This window comes from Leclercia sp. Colony189, from assembly GCF_009740165.1.
In the GTDB taxonomy this organism is placed as follows: domain Bacteria; phylum Pseudomonadota; class Gammaproteobacteria; order Enterobacterales; family Enterobacteriaceae; genus Enterobacter.
Map to the genome: position 1 here is coordinate 1,922,151 of NZ_CP046557.1, position 14,180 is coordinate 1,936,330.

Genomic DNA, 14,180 nt, shown 5'->3' on the forward strand with positions numbered 1-14,180 from the left:
CTTAAAGGAGACAGCCATGAAGCTGATCGCTATCAAGCCCATCTACTTTGAAGGCAGTGTGCTTACCGAAGGCACCGAGTTCGAAACGCTGGAGCAACACGGCCGCGACCTTCTGGCAAGCGGTTACGCTCAGGAGCCTGGCGAGAAAAAGCCGGATCCTGATAAAGACCAAAAGCCGAAAGGGAATGGCAAGACCAAATAAGGAGTGGGCATGCTGACCAAAGAGCAGGTTAAGCGCCACTGCAACATTGAGCAGGATTTCACGGAAGACGATATCTGGATCGACACCAGTATTAAAGCTGCGGCGCGGTACGTCGAAACATGGACCCGCCGTCGGCTTTATGACACTGCCGATGATCCTGACTATCTCGTTGACCCTGATCGGTTGCTTTATGGCGAAGACATCGAAATGGCTATGCTTCTGCTTATCGGTCACTGGTACGCAAACCGTGAAGCTGTAAACGTAGGTAACGTAACTTCTGCGCTTGCGTTCTCAACAGAAGCGCTTCTTCAACCCTACCGGATATATGGCGTATGAGAGCGGGGCGACTGCGACACCGGGTTACGTTACAAAAGCCAGCGTCTGGGCGCCTGCCTTCCGGGCAGCCAGCCACTGGCTGGGTGGATGTGGCTTCAGTGCGTGCTGAGGTCGCGGACGTGTCCGGCCGAGAGAGGATAGAGGGTGGGGCTGAGGTAAGCAGCACCACAACCCGGATCTGGATGCGTCGCTATCCCGGCATTCCGATATCCACAGGCTGGCGCGCCGTTCATCTGCCACCAACCGGTAACGGCGAGATATACGACATTCAGTCGGCTATTTCTGCCGAAAACGGGACCCGCCTGGAGTTGCTTTGTGAGAAGGGGGTGAAGCAGTGATCTCAACAAGTCTTGATTTCTCCGGCCTGGCCGACATCGCTAAGGATCTGGAAACGCTCAGCCGGGCAGAAAATAACAAGGTTTTGCGTGATGCCACCCGGGCGGGCGCTCAGGTTCTGAAAGAAGAAGTAGAGAATCTCGCGCCAGTCAAAACCGGCAAAATGAAAAAAAACGTGGTGGTGCTGACCCAGAAAGGACGTCGCCGCGGCGAAATCGCTTCTGGCGTGCATATCCGGGGCATTAACCCGGACACCGGCAACAGCGACAACAAAATGAAGGCCAGCAATCCGCGCAACGCTTTTTACTGGCGCTTCGTTGAGCTCGGTACATCGAATATGCCTGCGCACCCCTTCGTTCGCCCGGCATTCGATACCCGCCAGGAAGAGGCTACGCAGGCAGCGCTGGCCCGCATGAATCAGGCCATTGACGAGGTGCTGGCGAAATGACAGAGGCTGACATCTATCAGCGGCTCAGTGCGCTGGCAGGCGGAAACGTTTTTCCGTACGTTGCGCCGCAGGGTACTACGGCGCCGTGGGTGATTTATCTGCTCCCGGGTTCAGTCAGCGAGGATGTTTTCTGCGGCCCGGCAGAAACAGCAAGCACGGTTCAGGTTGATGCATGGGCTTCGTCCATTGATGACGCCCGGGAGCTGCGTGATCAGGCTAAAGCTGCTCTGGCCGATCTGCATCCTGTCGGGCTGAACGAGATTAACGGCTACGAGCCTGACACCGGACTTTACCGGGCCACGCTTGAAGTTCAGATCTGGCAATAAATTTTCGTCACATTAACCCTGCCGCCTCCGGGCGGCTTTTTTATATCCGGAGATCAATATGTCCTCGAATTACGAAAAATCTCAGCTGACGAAAATCCTTATTTCGTCACTGCCAACGACCAGAGACGCAATGGAAGCCGCTGTCTATCTCGATCTGAGTTGCACTCTTAAAGAAGTGCAGTTCACCGGCGGTCAAAAACAGGATATTGACGTCACCACGCTCTGCTCCACTGAGCAGGAGAACGTTAATGGTCTCTCTTCCCCTTCTGAAATTTCACTGTCAGGTAATTTTTACCGTAACGCTGCGCAGGATGCGTTGCGTGATGCTTATGACAGCGACACGGCTTATGGTTTCCAGATCATCTTCCCGTCTGGCAACGGCTTTAAGTTCCTGGCAGAGGTTCGTCAGCACACATGGTCTTCCGGTACTAACGGCGTGGTAGCGGCAACATTCTCCCTGCGCCTGAAGGGTAAACCAGTACCTATAGACCCGGCCCTTAAACTGACCACTGATTTGCCCGCCGCACAATCTGTAGCGGTTGGGGCCGCTATCAGTATGGCGGTTGCTGCCGCTGGCGGTAAACCTCCCTACAGCTATGCCTGGAAGAAAGGAGGTGCCACGATCAGTGGACAAAAATCTGACACATTCAGTAAACCCAGCGCCGTTTCGGGTGATGCGGGAGATTACGCCTGCGTTGTTACTGATTCATCCGTCCCGGTTAAGACAATTACATCGGCAACCAGTACCCTTACCGTCAATTAATGGAGATGCCGGGTTAGCCCGGCATGCATAGCAGATGTCGCAAAATCTGAAAAAATTAGCCATGGCAAAAATGTCGGGCTTTCGTCATAAGACGGTAGCCGTTCCCGAGTGGGAAGGCGTCAAAGTGGTTCTTCGTGAGCCGTCTGGCGAAGCGTGGCTGCGCTGGCAGGAAGTAGTGAAAGTCGGTGCTGACGATGAAAATGTGTCTGTATCTGAAAAGGCACACCGTAACCTTTGCGCTGACGTGGTTCTCTTCATTGACGTCCTGTGCGACACCGATAAGCAACCGGTATTCAGCGCCGATGAAGAAGAGCAGGTGCGCGAAATTTACGGTCCGATTCACTCGCGCCTACTCAAACAGGCTCTTGACCTGATCAACAACACGGACGAAGCGCGGGAAAAGTCGCAACCCCTGGCGTAAAGTTTCTGATGTCGCTTGCGCTCCGGATGGGGCGCACGCTCTCAGAGCTTAGGCAGAATATGACGGCAAGCGAGCTTCTGATGTGGATTGAGTTCGACCGGCAAAGTCCGGTTGGCGATATTCGCGGTGACATTCAGGCCGCCCAGATTGCCTCTGCCATCTACGGCTCGCAGGGGGCAAAAGTACCGCTGGACGATGCGATCCTGCGCTGGGGTGGTGATGAGCAATCAGCACCGAAGGACCCGTTCGCCGGGCTTGAGGCTGCACTTACAGCTGCGACACAATAATTGCTTCACATGTCTTCAATGTGGCGATACGCTCTTTCCTTAAGAAAAGGAGGCGTTATGGAACCACTGGTAGTAGTGTTTGGAATATTCGGCTGGCTAATAAATTTAATTGTGATTTTTTATTTATTACGGTTTAGTACGAGGGCAAATGAACAAGTTGAAGCCCTTAAAGAGATAAATAAAAAGCAAGATGCGCAAATAGATTTATTAATACAAGTCGCTCACCAAAGGAAAGACAGTTTATAACTCAAGACCCGCTATCAAGCGGGTTTTTTTATGGGTGAAAATATGGCTACGTTGCGCGAACTGATCATCAAAATATCTGCAAACTCTCAGTCATTCCAGTCTGAAATTTCTCGTGCTTCAAGAATGGGTAATGACTATTACCGGGTAATGCAGACTGGAGGGCGCCAAGCGGCCGCAGCTTCGCGTGAGACTCAGCGTGCCTTGGCTGAGGTAACTAGTCAAATAAACACTGCGAAGGCCTCAGCACTGGGAATGGCAGGTGCATTTGCTGGAGCATTTGCGACTGGTCATCTTATATCGCTGGCCGATGAATGGAGCTCTGTTAATGCCAGGCTAAAGCAGGCTTCCCGGTCGTCTGATGATTTCACGGAATCTCAGCGGGCGCTGATGGATATTAGCCAACGAACCGGAACCGCCTTCTCTGATAATGCGAGTCTTTTTGCGCGTTCCGCCGCATCAATGCGTGAATACGGATACAGTTCGCAGCAAGTTCTGGATGTAACTGAGGCCATTTCTACTGGACTAAAGTTATCCGGAGCCAGCACGGCTGAAGCAAGTTCTGTTATCACCCAGTTTAGTCAGGCATTAGCGCAGGGCGTGCTGCGGGGCGAGGAATTCAACTCTGTTAACGAAAACGGTGATCGAGTTATCCGTGCGCTGGCAGCTGGGATGGGTGTAGCTCGTAAAGATCTGAAGGCAATGGCCGATCAGGGAATGCTAACCGCAGATAAAGTTGTACCGGCCCTGATAAGTCAACTTGGCACCATGCGTGGTGAATTTGAAGCAATGCCGCAAACCGTTTCTGCTGCCACGACGAAAATCGAAAATGCTTTCATGGCATGGGTAGGTGGCGCTAATGAAGCCACTGGTGCGACAAGTACTCTTGTTGCTGTATTGAATACAGTTTCTAACAATATCGACACTGTGGCTACGGCTGCCGGAGCTTTGGCTGCAATAGGTGGAGCTCGCTATCTTGGAGGGATGTTTGGCGATCTTGGGAACCAGACGGCGCAATTAATAGATGCCAGAAAGAACGAAATTGCGCTCGCATCTGCAAGGGCTGAATCTGCTACCCAATCACAACGAAAGGCGGCTGCAGATGCAATTGCTGCCGAGCGTGCTTATCAGCTCTCGCTATCCGAGCTGGAACTTGCAAAAAACACTAATGCAGAAGCGACAGCTACACAAAATTCTATTGCCAAACGGCGCGCAATGATAGCCGCCAATGCTACTCTCGTTCAGTCAAACAAAGCAGTATCAGCGTCGCAAGAAGCACTCAACCGATCAACTTCGGTAATGAATTTGTTCAAATCTGGCGCTACGGGACTTTTGTCGTTAGTTGGTGGTTTGCCAGGAATTTTAATGTTGGGTGCTGGGGCGTGGTACACGATGTATCAACGCCAAGAACAAGCCAGGGAATCTGCAATACAATATGCGGACACAATCGAGCAGGTACGAGATAATCTGAAATTAATGTCTCAGACGCAGATATTCGCCAATCTTGGACAGGCGAATATTTCACTGGATGCTCAGAATAGTGCGATTGAACAGCAGAAGCAGAAAGTTGCTGAATTATCCAATCAACTTTATAACGCAAAATTAGCAGCCAATTCTGCTTCAGAGGGAACATGGCTGTATAACGATGCGGTTGAGAAAGCTGCAGACTTTGCTTCAGAACTTGCGGTTGAAGAAGGCCGACTTGAGCAAATGCTCAATAAAAGAAAGCAAACACAACAGTTAATAAACGACATAACTGATCAGGCTATAAATAAAACAGTAGAAATGGCTGGTGCCGTCAGTTCTCTTACTAACATGTATGACCGGCTGAACAAGGTTTCCAGACAGTCTACAGCAGTGTCCCCACCAAAATATGCAGGACCTGTACTTCCTGCGCTTGATAATAAGCAGCTGCAAGCCATAGACAAGGCGCAGCGGCAGCTTGAGTTGTCCGGCCTTAAGGGATTGGACAAAACCCGTAGGCAGGCGGAATTCGATGCATCTGACCTTAATCTCCCGGCTGGTTGGCGTGAGAAGTATGTCAGCATGGAAGTTGAGTCTGCCAGGCAGTTGCAAGCAATTCGTGACTCCAGCCGCCATAAGGGCGGGAAATCCGAGGCTGAAAAAACAGCTGATACCTATGACAAGCTAATCAAACAGCAGAAAGAGCAGATCGCCCTGCAAGGTCAGAATACTGAACTGGCGAAGGTTAAATACCAGGTCAGTCAGGGGGAACTTGCTTCTCTGACAGAATCCCAGAAAAAGACGCTGCTGCAAAATGCTGCGCTGATTGACCAGGTTAAATTACGTGAGCAACTGCGAAATTACGAAGCCAACCTCGCCGACAGCAACGCCAGCGCCCGCGCAGCCAATGAAGCGCAACTGTTGGGTTACGGGCAGGGTACCAGGTTCCGTGAAAGACTTCAGGAGCAGTTCAATCTGCGCAAGGAGTTCGAGCAGAAGAATACAGATCTGCTCCGCCAGCGCCAGGCTGGTGAAATCGACGAGACCTTCTATCAGCAGGGACTGGCACTTAATAAGCGCTATCTCGAGGAGCGCCTGCGCGACCAGGACGGATATTACGCAGCTTCTGATGCGCAGCGTGACGACTGGATGACAGGCATGTCCGAAGGTTATGCTAACTGGGTAGATGAGGCGACAGATTATTCCTCTATGGCCGCTGACGGTATGAGGCAGGCAATGGGGGGCGCGGTCACCACGATCACCGATATGCTCAACGGCAACGTTGACAGCTGGAAGGACTGGGGCGTCAGCGTACTGAAAATTATCCAGAACGTTCTGGTCAATATGATGGTGGCGAATGCGGCCAGTTCTATCGGTTCGCTGTTCAGTTTCGGCGCTTCTTCTGCGGTAACTGCCAGCAGTGGCGCTGCTATTCAGAATGCCGGTTCGAACTTCACTTTCAACGCTAAAGGCGGAGTTTACGACTCACCTTCGCTCAGTGCATTCAGCAACAGCATTGTCGATACACCGACATTCTTCGCCTTTGCTAAAGGAGCTGGCGTCATGGGCGAGGCGGGGCCTGAGGCGATCATGCCGCTGACCCGCGCCGCTGATGGTTCGCTGGGTGTGCGGGCTGTATCTTCAGGCGTGAATAATGCAACAGGTTATAGCAATACAGCCATCACTGTTCACGCCCCGGTCAACATCACCCAGGATGGTTCTGCAGGTGAAATCAGTAACGCCAATACCGCCAGCACAGCCCGCCAGCTTGAAGGTATTGTCCAGCAAACCCTTACCGATCGCCTGAGGAAAGAAATATCGCCAGGCGGCATCCTCTATCGCCGCTAAGGAGCACTATGGCAATCGACACTTTTACCTGGTGTGTCCGCATCGGACCCAGTGGAGCAAATACTGTGGTCACGCTTCAGGCGCAGTTCGGGGATGGCTATAAGCAGGTGGCGGGCAACGGGATCAACTCTGATGCCGAAACCTGGAATCTGGCATGTAACGGTGATGTGGCGACGATGAAGAAAGTGCGCGATTTCCTACTGAGTCACGTCATCAAATCGTTCTGGTGGGTTAATCCGTGGGGTGAGCAGAAACTGTATCGGGTAAAAGCTGATTCAGTAAGCCCAACCTTTCCTCACGGTGGCTTTGTAGAGCTAACGTTTGTATTTGAGCAGGCCTTCGGGCCTTAGATTTATTTCCTCTTCGAGGGCCGCTTATGCGGCCTTTTTTTATGGGAAGAATATGAGCTTCACGAACGACGTACAAAAACTGGAACCGGGTGAGCTGATACAGCTCATTGAGATAGACGGTACCGAATTTGGTATGGATACGATACTGCGCTTCCATGCCCACAATATTGCTTCGGCAGGCTGGGCCGCTTTCGCCGCCGGCAACCTGCCCGCGATCATCTGGCAGGGTCAGCAATACGATCCTTACCCGTACGAGCTGAAAGGCCTGGAGCTGTCCAGCACCGGGGCGCAGCCCACACCCACTCTTTCCGTGTCGAACGTCGGCAACTACGTGACGGCGCTGTGTCTCGAGTACGACGACCTGGCGAGGGCAAAGGTGAAGATCCACACCACGCTGACGAAATATCTCGACGCGGCCAACTGGACAGCCGGCAACCCGAACGCCAGCCCGGCGGACGAGCGTGTGCAGCTTTTTTACGTCAACGCCAAAACCGCTGAAACGCGGGTGCAGGTCGACTTTGAACTTTGCTCACCCTTTGACATCCAGAACCTGCAGCTGCCCACCCGGCAGATCACGCCGGTCTGCACCTGGTGCACGCGCGGCTGGTACCGCACCGGCACCGGGTGCGACTACAACGGGAACCGCTATTTTCTCAAGGATGGCACCCCCACGGATAACCCGGCGCTGGATATGTGCGGCGGCCAGATGCAGGACTGCGAAGCGCGGTTCGGGACGGGTAACCCGCTGCCGTTTGGCGGCTTCCCGGCGGCAAACCTTCAGGGTAAATAACCATGCGAAAAAAACTGATGGATGCGATCCGCGCCCACGTCGCCGCGGAATATCCGAACGAGGCCTGCGGCGTGGTGGTGCAGGCCGGACGGGCGCAGCAGTACATTCCGTGCCGGAATATTTCAGCAACGCCCACTGAGGCCTTCACGATCTCGCCGGAGGATAAGCTGGCAGCATCGGAGCAGGGCGAAATCATTATGGTTATCCACTCGCATCCTGATGTGGTGCAGCTTGTGCCGTCCGAAATGGACAGGGTGCAGTGCGACTGGTCCGGGGTGGAATGGGGCATCATGAGCTGGCCGGACGGTGATTTTTGCACGCTGGCACCCCGTGAGGACCGGGACTACGCCGGACGGCGCTGGGTGCTGGGCTTTGCTGACTGCTGGTCGCTGATCCGTGAGTGGTTCCAGCGTGAGCACGGCATTACCCTGGGCAATTACTCGGTACCGTACGAGTGGTGGGAGCAGGGCGAAAATCGCTACGACGATAACTGGGAGGCAGAAGGCTTTATCCAGGTGGACCCCGTTGATATGCGCCCCGGCGATATGATCATGATGCGCATACAGGCGCAGGTAATCAACCACGCGGCTGTTTACCTTGGTCATCACGAGCACCAGGACAATATCATGCTGCATCATAATTTCGGCAACCTGTCTGCCCGGGTGCCGTACGGCAAGTATTACCGCGACCGCACCGTTCGTGTGGTCCGGCACAGGGAGCTGATGAATGCTGAAAACACTGATTCTTGAAGGCCGTATGGCGAAAAAGTTCGGGCGTGAACACAAATTTCACGTTGAGGATCTGCGCGAGATACTGCGCGCCATGTGCAGCCAGGTTCCCGGTTTCAAACGCTACCTGTCAGAAGGACATATGCAGGGGATCCGCTTTGCCTTCTTCAATGGCAAAAACAACATCGGCCTCGACGAGTTTGACATGACCCGCGGCGGTACGGTGTACCGGATTTCGGCCATTACCGAAGGTTCAAAGCGCGGCGGTGTGCTGCAGATCGTTATCGGGGCGGTGGCTCTTGTGGCCGCGTATTTTACCGCGGGTGCCTCGCTGACGGCGATAGGTCTGAGCACAGCTGCCGCAACCGCGACAACAACGGCCCTTACGGGACTCGGTCTGTCGATGATGCTGGGGGGTGTTGTCCAGCTGCTGACACCCCAGCCGAAATACAACGTCGGCGCCTCGTCCAGCACGGACAACAAACCCAACTACGCCTTTGGCGCGCCGGTGAATACCGTGGCTGTGGGTTATCCGGTCCCCGTGTTTTTTGGTGAGCGCGAGATCGGCGGGGCAGTTATCAGCGCGGGGATCTTCTCCAGCGACCAGCAGTGAAATTTATTCTCAGCTACAGGCCACCTCCGGGTGGCTTTTTTTATGGGTGAAATATGCGACTTCTCGAAGATGAACCCCTTATTCAGGGACGTAAAGGCGGTGGCGCTAAACAGCACACTCCTGTTGAGGATCCGGATGACCTGCTGTCGACAGCGAAATTAAAAATGTTGCTGGCGATCGCTGAAGGTGAAATTCAGGGTGAGCTGACCGCACAGAACATCTTCCTAAACGATACCCCGCTGGCGAACGCCGACGGCAGCTACAACTTCACCGGCGTGAGGTGGGATTTTCGCCCGGGCACTCAGGATCAGGACTACATTCAGGGATTGCCTGAGGTCGACAACGAAATGTCGGCAAACGTGACAGTGACCACCACCGCGCCGTGGACACGCCAGTTCTCTAACCTGATGCTGGATGCCGTGCGTATTAAGCTGAGCCTGCCCGTACAGTACACCTATAAAGACAACGGCGACATGGTCGGGACGGTCACGGAGTACGCCGTCGATCTCTCGACTGATGGTGCTGCCTGGCAGACGGTGGTTAACGGCAAATTCGACGGAAAGACAACCACGGAATACCAGCGCGACATTCGCATTGACCTGCCAGCGGCCACTACCGGCTGGGCTGTGCGGGTGCGTCGCATCACGCCTGATTCCGTGGGTAACTCAAAACTGATAAACGCCTTCAAGGTGTTCTCGTTCGCTGAGGTGATCGACAGCAAGTTACGCTATCCCAATACAGCGCTGCTGTATATCGAGGTGGATGCCAGCCAGTTTACCAGTGGGGCCCCAAAGGTGACCTGCAGGCCGAAGGGCAAACTGGTACGTGTCCCGGACTCCTACGACCCGGTTACGCGCACCTACAGCGGCACCTGGTCCGGTGGCTTCAAAATGGCCTACACCAACAACCCGGCCTGGGTATTTTACGATCTGGTGCTGGATGAGATTTATGGCATGGGCACCCGCATCGATGCTGCCATGATCGATAAGTGGGAGCTGTACGCGATTGCGCAGTACTGCGATCAGAAGGTGTCGAACGGGGCGGGTGGTACCGAGCCGCGCTTCACCTGTAACGTCTACATCCAGAGCCAGCAGGACGCCTACACCGTTCTCAGCGATTTGGCGGCGATATTCCGGGGGATCACCTTCTGGGGCAACGACCAGATTTACGTGCGCGCGGATGTGCCGCAGGATGAAGTGGATTTTACCTACCACGCATCAAACGTGATTGACGGGTTGTTTACCTACGGCGGCGGCAGCTACAAAAACCGCTACTCGTCTGCCCTGGTATCCTGGTCTGATCCGCAGAACCATTACAGCGATACTGTTGAGAGTGTCTACGATTCCGACCTGGTGAAACGGTACAAGGTCAACCAGATGTCGATGATGGCGATTGGGTGCACATCACAGAGTGAAGCGCACCGCCGGGGCCGCTGGGCGCTGCTGTCTAATGCGCGCGACGGAACGGTGTCATTTGGCGTGGGGCTGGACGGTTATATTCCCCTGCCTGCAGAAATTATCGGTATCGCGGATCCGTTCCGTGCCGGTAAGCAGAACGGCGGGCGTATCCGGGCGGTGAGCGGGCGTAATGTCACGCTTGATCGTCCTGCTGACTACACTGCCGGCGACCGCCTGGTGGTCAACCTGCCGGACGGCAAGGCGCAGACGCGGACAATCGCGTCCATCAGCGCGGACAAACAGACGGTGACGGTCACCACCCCCTTCAGGCTGCCGCCTGAGTCCGGTGCAGTGTGGGCCATCGATAGCGACAACCTGGCTATCCAGTATTTTCGCGTGACATCCATCCGGGCGAACGACGACAGCAACGGTGGTTTCACGATCACCGCGGTTCAGCATGATCCGAATAAATACCGCTATATCGATGACGGTGTGCGCATTACCCCGGCGCCGGTCACCGTCACGCCGGTAAGCGTTCTGCCGGCACCGAAAAACATCACCCTCACCGAAACCGACCACATTGAGCAGGGACTCACCGTTGCCACCATGAATGCTTCCTGGGACAGGGTGGATGGCGCTATCCGGTACCAGGCGCAGTGGCGCAAGGATAATGGCGACTGGATAAACGTTCCGGTGAGCAGCGCCCAGGGATTTACGGTGCAGGGGATTTACACCGGGAATTATGACGTGCGGGTGCGTGCGCTGAACGCCCAGGACTCAAGCTCGCCGTGGGGTTATGCTGACACCACGTATCTTACGGGCAAAAACGGCAGGCCGGGAACGCCGCAGGCACTGGCCGCCACGGACGATGTCGTCTGGGCTATCGACATCACCTGGGCTTTTCCGGATGGCTCTGGCGATACGGCATACACCGAAATTCAGCGCGCCACCACTGGAGACAAAGCTAACCCGCAATTACTGGCGCTGGTGCCGTATCCGGCCACGCATTACCAGCATGGCCCGATGCGCGCGGGCGTCAGCCAGTGGTACCGCGCGCGCCTGGTGGATCGTATCGGCAACACCGGCGACTGGACGGTGTGGGCGGCAGGCCAGTCCAGTTCAAAAGCCGGTGATTATCTCGACATGATCGGCGACACGCTTGAACAGACTGACGGCTATAAAAACCTCGTTTCGGATATTGCGGATCTGGGTGAAGATATCCAGTCGGCGCGCGACGACATCACCGCAGTTACGACAGAGTCGGCGGCGACTAAAGCGGGCCTGGCGCAGGAGGTCACGGACCGTAAGAAAGCCATTACCGACGAGGCAATGGCGCGCGGGCAGGCGCTGCTGACCGAGAAAAACGAGCGCGTCGCGGATATCAGCAACGTCAACCAGACGATTCAGACCACCACCGATTCGCTTGCGCAGCAGATCGCGCAGATATCGGCGGGCACCGGCTCCCAGTTCGACCCGGCCAAAATCTGGTACTTCGATTCGACGTTAGAGGGCTGGACCGGGAACGGGACCCCGACAATCGTTGACGGGTGGATACGCCCGGCGAACCATGCCACCGATCCGTGGGTGGCATCACCGGGCTCCCTGGCTATCAACTCCTCGTCCTATCGCTTCGTTAAACTCCGAATCAGGAAATTCGGTGCACCGGGCTGGACGGGGCAGCTGCGGTGGCGTGGTACGGGTGGTTTCAACGACACCAACATGATCACCGTCGCCGAGCCTGCCTACGACGCCAACGGTATCGCCACGGTGGAGTTCGACAACATTCCCTGGCTGACCGAAACCACGATGAATCAGTTCAGACTGGATCTGTCCACTAAACAGGACGCGACGAACTATTACCTGATTGACTGGGTGGCGGTCGGACGGCCAACACCGGGGGCCGGGATGGCGGCGCTGCAGCAGGAGACGACAGCCCGTGTCACTGGCGACCAGGCGGAAGCCATGGCGCGCGAGACGCTGGCGACTCAGCTCCGGGGCGGCTATACCGGTGACGACCCCTCAAAACTGGCATCGGGCCTGCTGTACACCGAACGCCAGGCGCGCATTACGGCGCAGGAAGCGGAAGTGACAGAGCGGAAGAAACTGGAATCGACCGTCAATGACAACCATGCCTCTGTAACGCAGGAACTGGCAACGCTGACGACAGAGCAGGAGGCTCAGGCTACCACGCTCTCCGGCCTGCAGGTTACCGTCGGTAAAAACACCGCTGATATCACCACGGTTACCAAAGCCGTTGCTGATAACAATAAGGCGCAGACCACTGCGCTGGCTGCGGTCAAGGCCACGACCGACCAGAACACGGCGGATATCAGCACGGAAACCACGGCCCGTACGGATGGTGATAGCGCGCTGGGCCGCCGCATCGACAGCCTGAAGGTTGACGTGGACGGCAACACGGCCAGCAGGGATGCCGGTATTGTCGGCAATGTTACCAATGCGCTCGCCAACTTCATGGCGTTCTCGGATCAACGCGTTACGTTCGCCGTTGGCGAAACTAAAACGATGGCTGAGATCACCGAAGCCAGGAAGACGGCCGCGGATGCCACAAGCGCCGTGGCGGAGCAGGTCACCACGCTTAAGGCCACGGTGGAGCAAAACGGCCAGACCAACGCTGCAGCCATTACGCGCATTGATAAAGCCGTTACGGATCTGGAGAGCGCCACTGCAACCAGTATTGAGCAGGTGACGGCTGCGATCGGTGATACCAATGCCAACGTCCAGACGACCAGCCAGGCTGTTGCGGATATCAACGGCAAGCTGAGCGCGCAGTGGGGCGTCAAAGTGCAGGTGGAGGCGAACGGCGTTAAACGCATCGCCGGTATCCAGCTGGGCATTGATGCCACCGGCTCCTCTAACTTCCTCATCAGCGCAGACACGTTCGCGGTTTATAACCCGACCAACAACGGGCAGGAGCTGGTGTTTGCGGCGATCGGCGGCCAGATGTTTTTGCGGTCGGTGTTTATCCAGGATGGCTCCATCGATAACGCCAAGATCGGTTACCAGATAAGTTCCAGTGACTGGAACGATCTAGGCCCATGGGACCCGAATGGGCGCGGCTGGTGTATCCGTAAGGACGGATCTGCATATTTCAATAGCGTGACGATTAGAGGAACAGTCTATGCCACTAATGGGAGCTTCAAGGGGAGCATTGAGGCGACCAGCGGAAGTTTCAGAGGCACGGTTGAGGCGACGTCTTTTATAGGGGACGTGGCTAACGTGGGCATAGCGCCGGACGCTGTTGTATCTGGAGCTGGCACAGCATCGAGTTCGATTACGTTTACTGACTCCTCTTCATCATCGCTGGATAAATCGGCCCTGCTCGAGGCGATGGTGTACGTCTCCTCTACCTCAGGTTCAACGGTGGTAAGCATCACCCTTAACATTAACGGAAATGTTCGTGATATGGGCTCTATAAGCGTGCCTGCCGGGACGGGAGGGCTCTGGGTGACCGTGCGTCATGCTGTTCGCAATCTAACGTCCAGCGTGATTACAGGGACCATTTCAGTTGTTGGTAACGGGACGGCAAGTAAGCGAATTGCCGCTCCGACACTCACCATTACCCGGGGCACCGGCTCCTTCTCCTGATCCTCACAACCTCAGACCATCC

15 protein-coding genes and 1 pseudogene are annotated in these 14,180 nt (G+C 55.4%); all 16 read left to right on the plus strand.

The window, feature by feature from the left end:
• Positions 1-16 precede the first annotated feature (16 nt).
• The 16 genes and pseudogenes from GNG29_RS09090 to GNG29_RS23305 all read left to right on the plus strand — a co-directional run bounded on the left by GNG29_RS09090 (position 17) and on the right by GNG29_RS23305 (position 14,158).
• Positions 17-202, plus strand: coding sequence for a hypothetical protein (locus GNG29_RS09090; RefSeq protein ID WP_156654317.1), 186 nt, complete (start codon positions 17-19; stop codon positions 200-202).
• A 9-nt stretch (positions 203-211) separates the two neighbouring features.
• Positions 212-538: a head-tail connector protein gene (locus tag GNG29_RS09095; RefSeq protein ID WP_156264399.1), complete on the plus strand. Its 327-nt coding sequence runs from the start codon at positions 212-214 to the stop codon at positions 536-538.
• Positions 535-876: a phage head closure protein gene (locus GNG29_RS09100; protein WP_156654318.1), complete on the plus strand. Its 342-nt coding sequence runs from the start codon at positions 535-537 to the stop codon at positions 874-876. Before GNG29_RS09095 ends, GNG29_RS09100 begins: the two co-directional genes overlap by 4 nt.
• Entirely contained in the window at positions 873-1,322 is a 450-nt protein-coding gene (locus GNG29_RS09105) for an HK97-gp10 family putative phage morphogenesis protein (protein WP_156654319.1), read from the plus strand. Before GNG29_RS09100 ends, GNG29_RS09105 begins: the two co-directional genes overlap by 4 nt.
• On the plus strand, positions 1,319-1,648 hold the full coding sequence (locus tag GNG29_RS09110) for a DUF3168 domain-containing protein (RefSeq protein WP_156654320.1): 330 nt from the start codon (positions 1,319-1,321) through the stop codon (positions 1,646-1,648). Before GNG29_RS09105 ends, GNG29_RS09110 begins: the two co-directional genes overlap by 4 nt.
• 58 nt (positions 1,649-1,706) lie before the next feature.
• The gene (locus GNG29_RS09115; RefSeq protein ID WP_156654321.1) at positions 1,707-2,411 is read left to right on the plus strand and encodes an immunoglobulin domain-containing protein; all 705 of its coding nucleotides are present in this window, start codon (positions 1,707-1,709) and stop codon (positions 2,409-2,411) included.
• Positions 2,412-2,445: 34 nt separating this feature from the next.
• Positions 2,446-2,832 carry a phage tail assembly chaperone gene (locus GNG29_RS09120; RefSeq protein ID WP_156654322.1) on the plus strand — a complete coding sequence of 129 codons (387 nt, stop codon included), beginning with the start codon at positions 2,446-2,448 and terminating at the stop codon, positions 2,830-2,832.
• Between the two features lie 8 nt (positions 2,833-2,840).
• The gene (locus GNG29_RS09125; RefSeq protein ID WP_156654323.1) at positions 2,841-3,119 is read left to right on the plus strand and encodes a DUF4035 domain-containing protein; all 279 of its coding nucleotides are present in this window, start codon (positions 2,841-2,843) and stop codon (positions 3,117-3,119) included.
• 57 nt (positions 3,120-3,176) lie between these two features.
• A complete protein-coding gene (locus tag GNG29_RS09130) occupies positions 3,177-3,365 on the plus strand; it encodes a YebO family protein (protein WP_016042208.1) in 189 nt (62 codons plus the stop codon).
• A gap of 42 nt (positions 3,366-3,407) precedes the next feature.
• Positions 3,408-6,674 (plus strand): phage tail tape measure protein, encoded by a 3,267-nt coding sequence (locus tag GNG29_RS09135; RefSeq protein ID WP_197431849.1) that lies wholly within the window; start codon positions 3,408-3,410, stop codon positions 6,672-6,674.
• Between the two features lie 8 nt (positions 6,675-6,682).
• Complete coding sequence (locus GNG29_RS09140) at positions 6,683-7,024, plus strand: phage tail protein (RefSeq protein ID WP_156654324.1); 342 nt, start codon at positions 6,683-6,685, stop codon at positions 7,022-7,024.
• Between the two features lie 52 nt (positions 7,025-7,076).
• Entirely contained in the window at positions 7,077-7,814 is a 738-nt protein-coding gene (locus GNG29_RS09145) for a phage minor tail protein L (protein ID WP_156654325.1), read from the plus strand.
• Between the two features lie 2 nt (positions 7,815-7,816).
• Positions 7,817-8,563, plus strand: a complete 747-nt coding sequence (locus GNG29_RS09150) for a C40 family peptidase (RefSeq protein WP_156654326.1) — start codon at positions 7,817-7,819, stop codon at positions 8,561-8,563.
• A complete protein-coding gene (locus GNG29_RS09155) occupies positions 8,541-9,155 on the plus strand; it encodes a tail assembly protein (RefSeq protein WP_156654327.1) in 615 nt (204 codons plus the stop codon). Before GNG29_RS09150 ends, GNG29_RS09155 begins: the two co-directional genes overlap by 23 nt.
• 53 nt (positions 9,156-9,208) lie before the next feature.
• A pseudogene (locus GNG29_RS23300) lies at positions 9,209-11,672 on the plus strand (host specificity protein J); the annotation flags it as partial.
• Between the two features lie 1,403 nt (positions 11,673-13,075).
• Entirely contained in the window at positions 13,076-14,158 is a 1,083-nt protein-coding gene (locus GNG29_RS23305) for a DUF1983 domain-containing protein (protein WP_231736647.1), read from the plus strand.
• Positions 14,159-14,180: the final 22 nt, after the last annotated feature.

Excerpts from the sequence above, each read along its gene's own strand:
- GNG29_RS09135 (WP_197431849.1), top strand. The coding sequence starts at position 3,408 with ATGGCTACGTTGCGCGAACTGATCATCAAAATATCTGCAAACTCTCAG.
- GNG29_RS09090 (WP_156654317.1), top strand. The coding sequence starts at position 17 with ATGAAGCTGATCGCTATCAAGCCCATCTACTTTGAAGGCAGTGTGCTT.
- GNG29_RS09130 (WP_016042208.1), top strand. The coding sequence starts at position 3,177 with ATGGAACCACTGGTAGTAGTGTTTGGAATATTCGGCTGGCTAATAAAT.
- GNG29_RS09115 (WP_156654321.1), top strand. The coding sequence starts at position 1,707 with ATGTCCTCGAATTACGAAAAATCTCAGCTGACGAAAATCCTTATTTCG.
- GNG29_RS09140 (WP_156654324.1), top strand. The coding sequence starts at position 6,683 with ATGGCAATCGACACTTTTACCTGGTGTGTCCGCATCGGACCCAGTGGA.
- GNG29_RS09155 (WP_156654327.1), top strand. The coding sequence starts at position 8,541 with ATGCTGAAAACACTGATTCTTGAAGGCCGTATGGCGAAAAAGTTCGGG.
- GNG29_RS09120 (WP_156654322.1), top strand. The coding sequence starts at position 2,446 with ATGTCGCAAAATCTGAAAAAATTAGCCATGGCAAAAATGTCGGGCTTT.
- GNG29_RS23305 (WP_231736647.1), top strand. The coding sequence starts at position 13,076 with ATGGCTGAGATCACCGAAGCCAGGAAGACGGCCGCGGATGCCACAAGC.
- GNG29_RS09150 (WP_156654326.1), top strand. The coding sequence starts at position 7,817 with ATGCGAAAAAAACTGATGGATGCGATCCGCGCCCACGTCGCCGCGGAA.
- GNG29_RS09145 (WP_156654325.1), top strand. The coding sequence starts at position 7,077 with ATGAGCTTCACGAACGACGTACAAAAACTGGAACCGGGTGAGCTGATA.
- GNG29_RS09110 (WP_156654320.1), top strand. The coding sequence starts at position 1,319 with ATGACAGAGGCTGACATCTATCAGCGGCTCAGTGCGCTGGCAGGCGGA.
- GNG29_RS09095 (WP_156264399.1), top strand. The coding sequence starts at position 212 with ATGCTGACCAAAGAGCAGGTTAAGCGCCACTGCAACATTGAGCAGGAT.
- GNG29_RS09100 (WP_156654318.1), top strand. The coding sequence starts at position 535 with ATGAGAGCGGGGCGACTGCGACACCGGGTTACGTTACAAAAGCCAGCG.
- GNG29_RS09125 (WP_156654323.1), top strand. The coding sequence starts at position 2,841 with ATGTCGCTTGCGCTCCGGATGGGGCGCACGCTCTCAGAGCTTAGGCAG.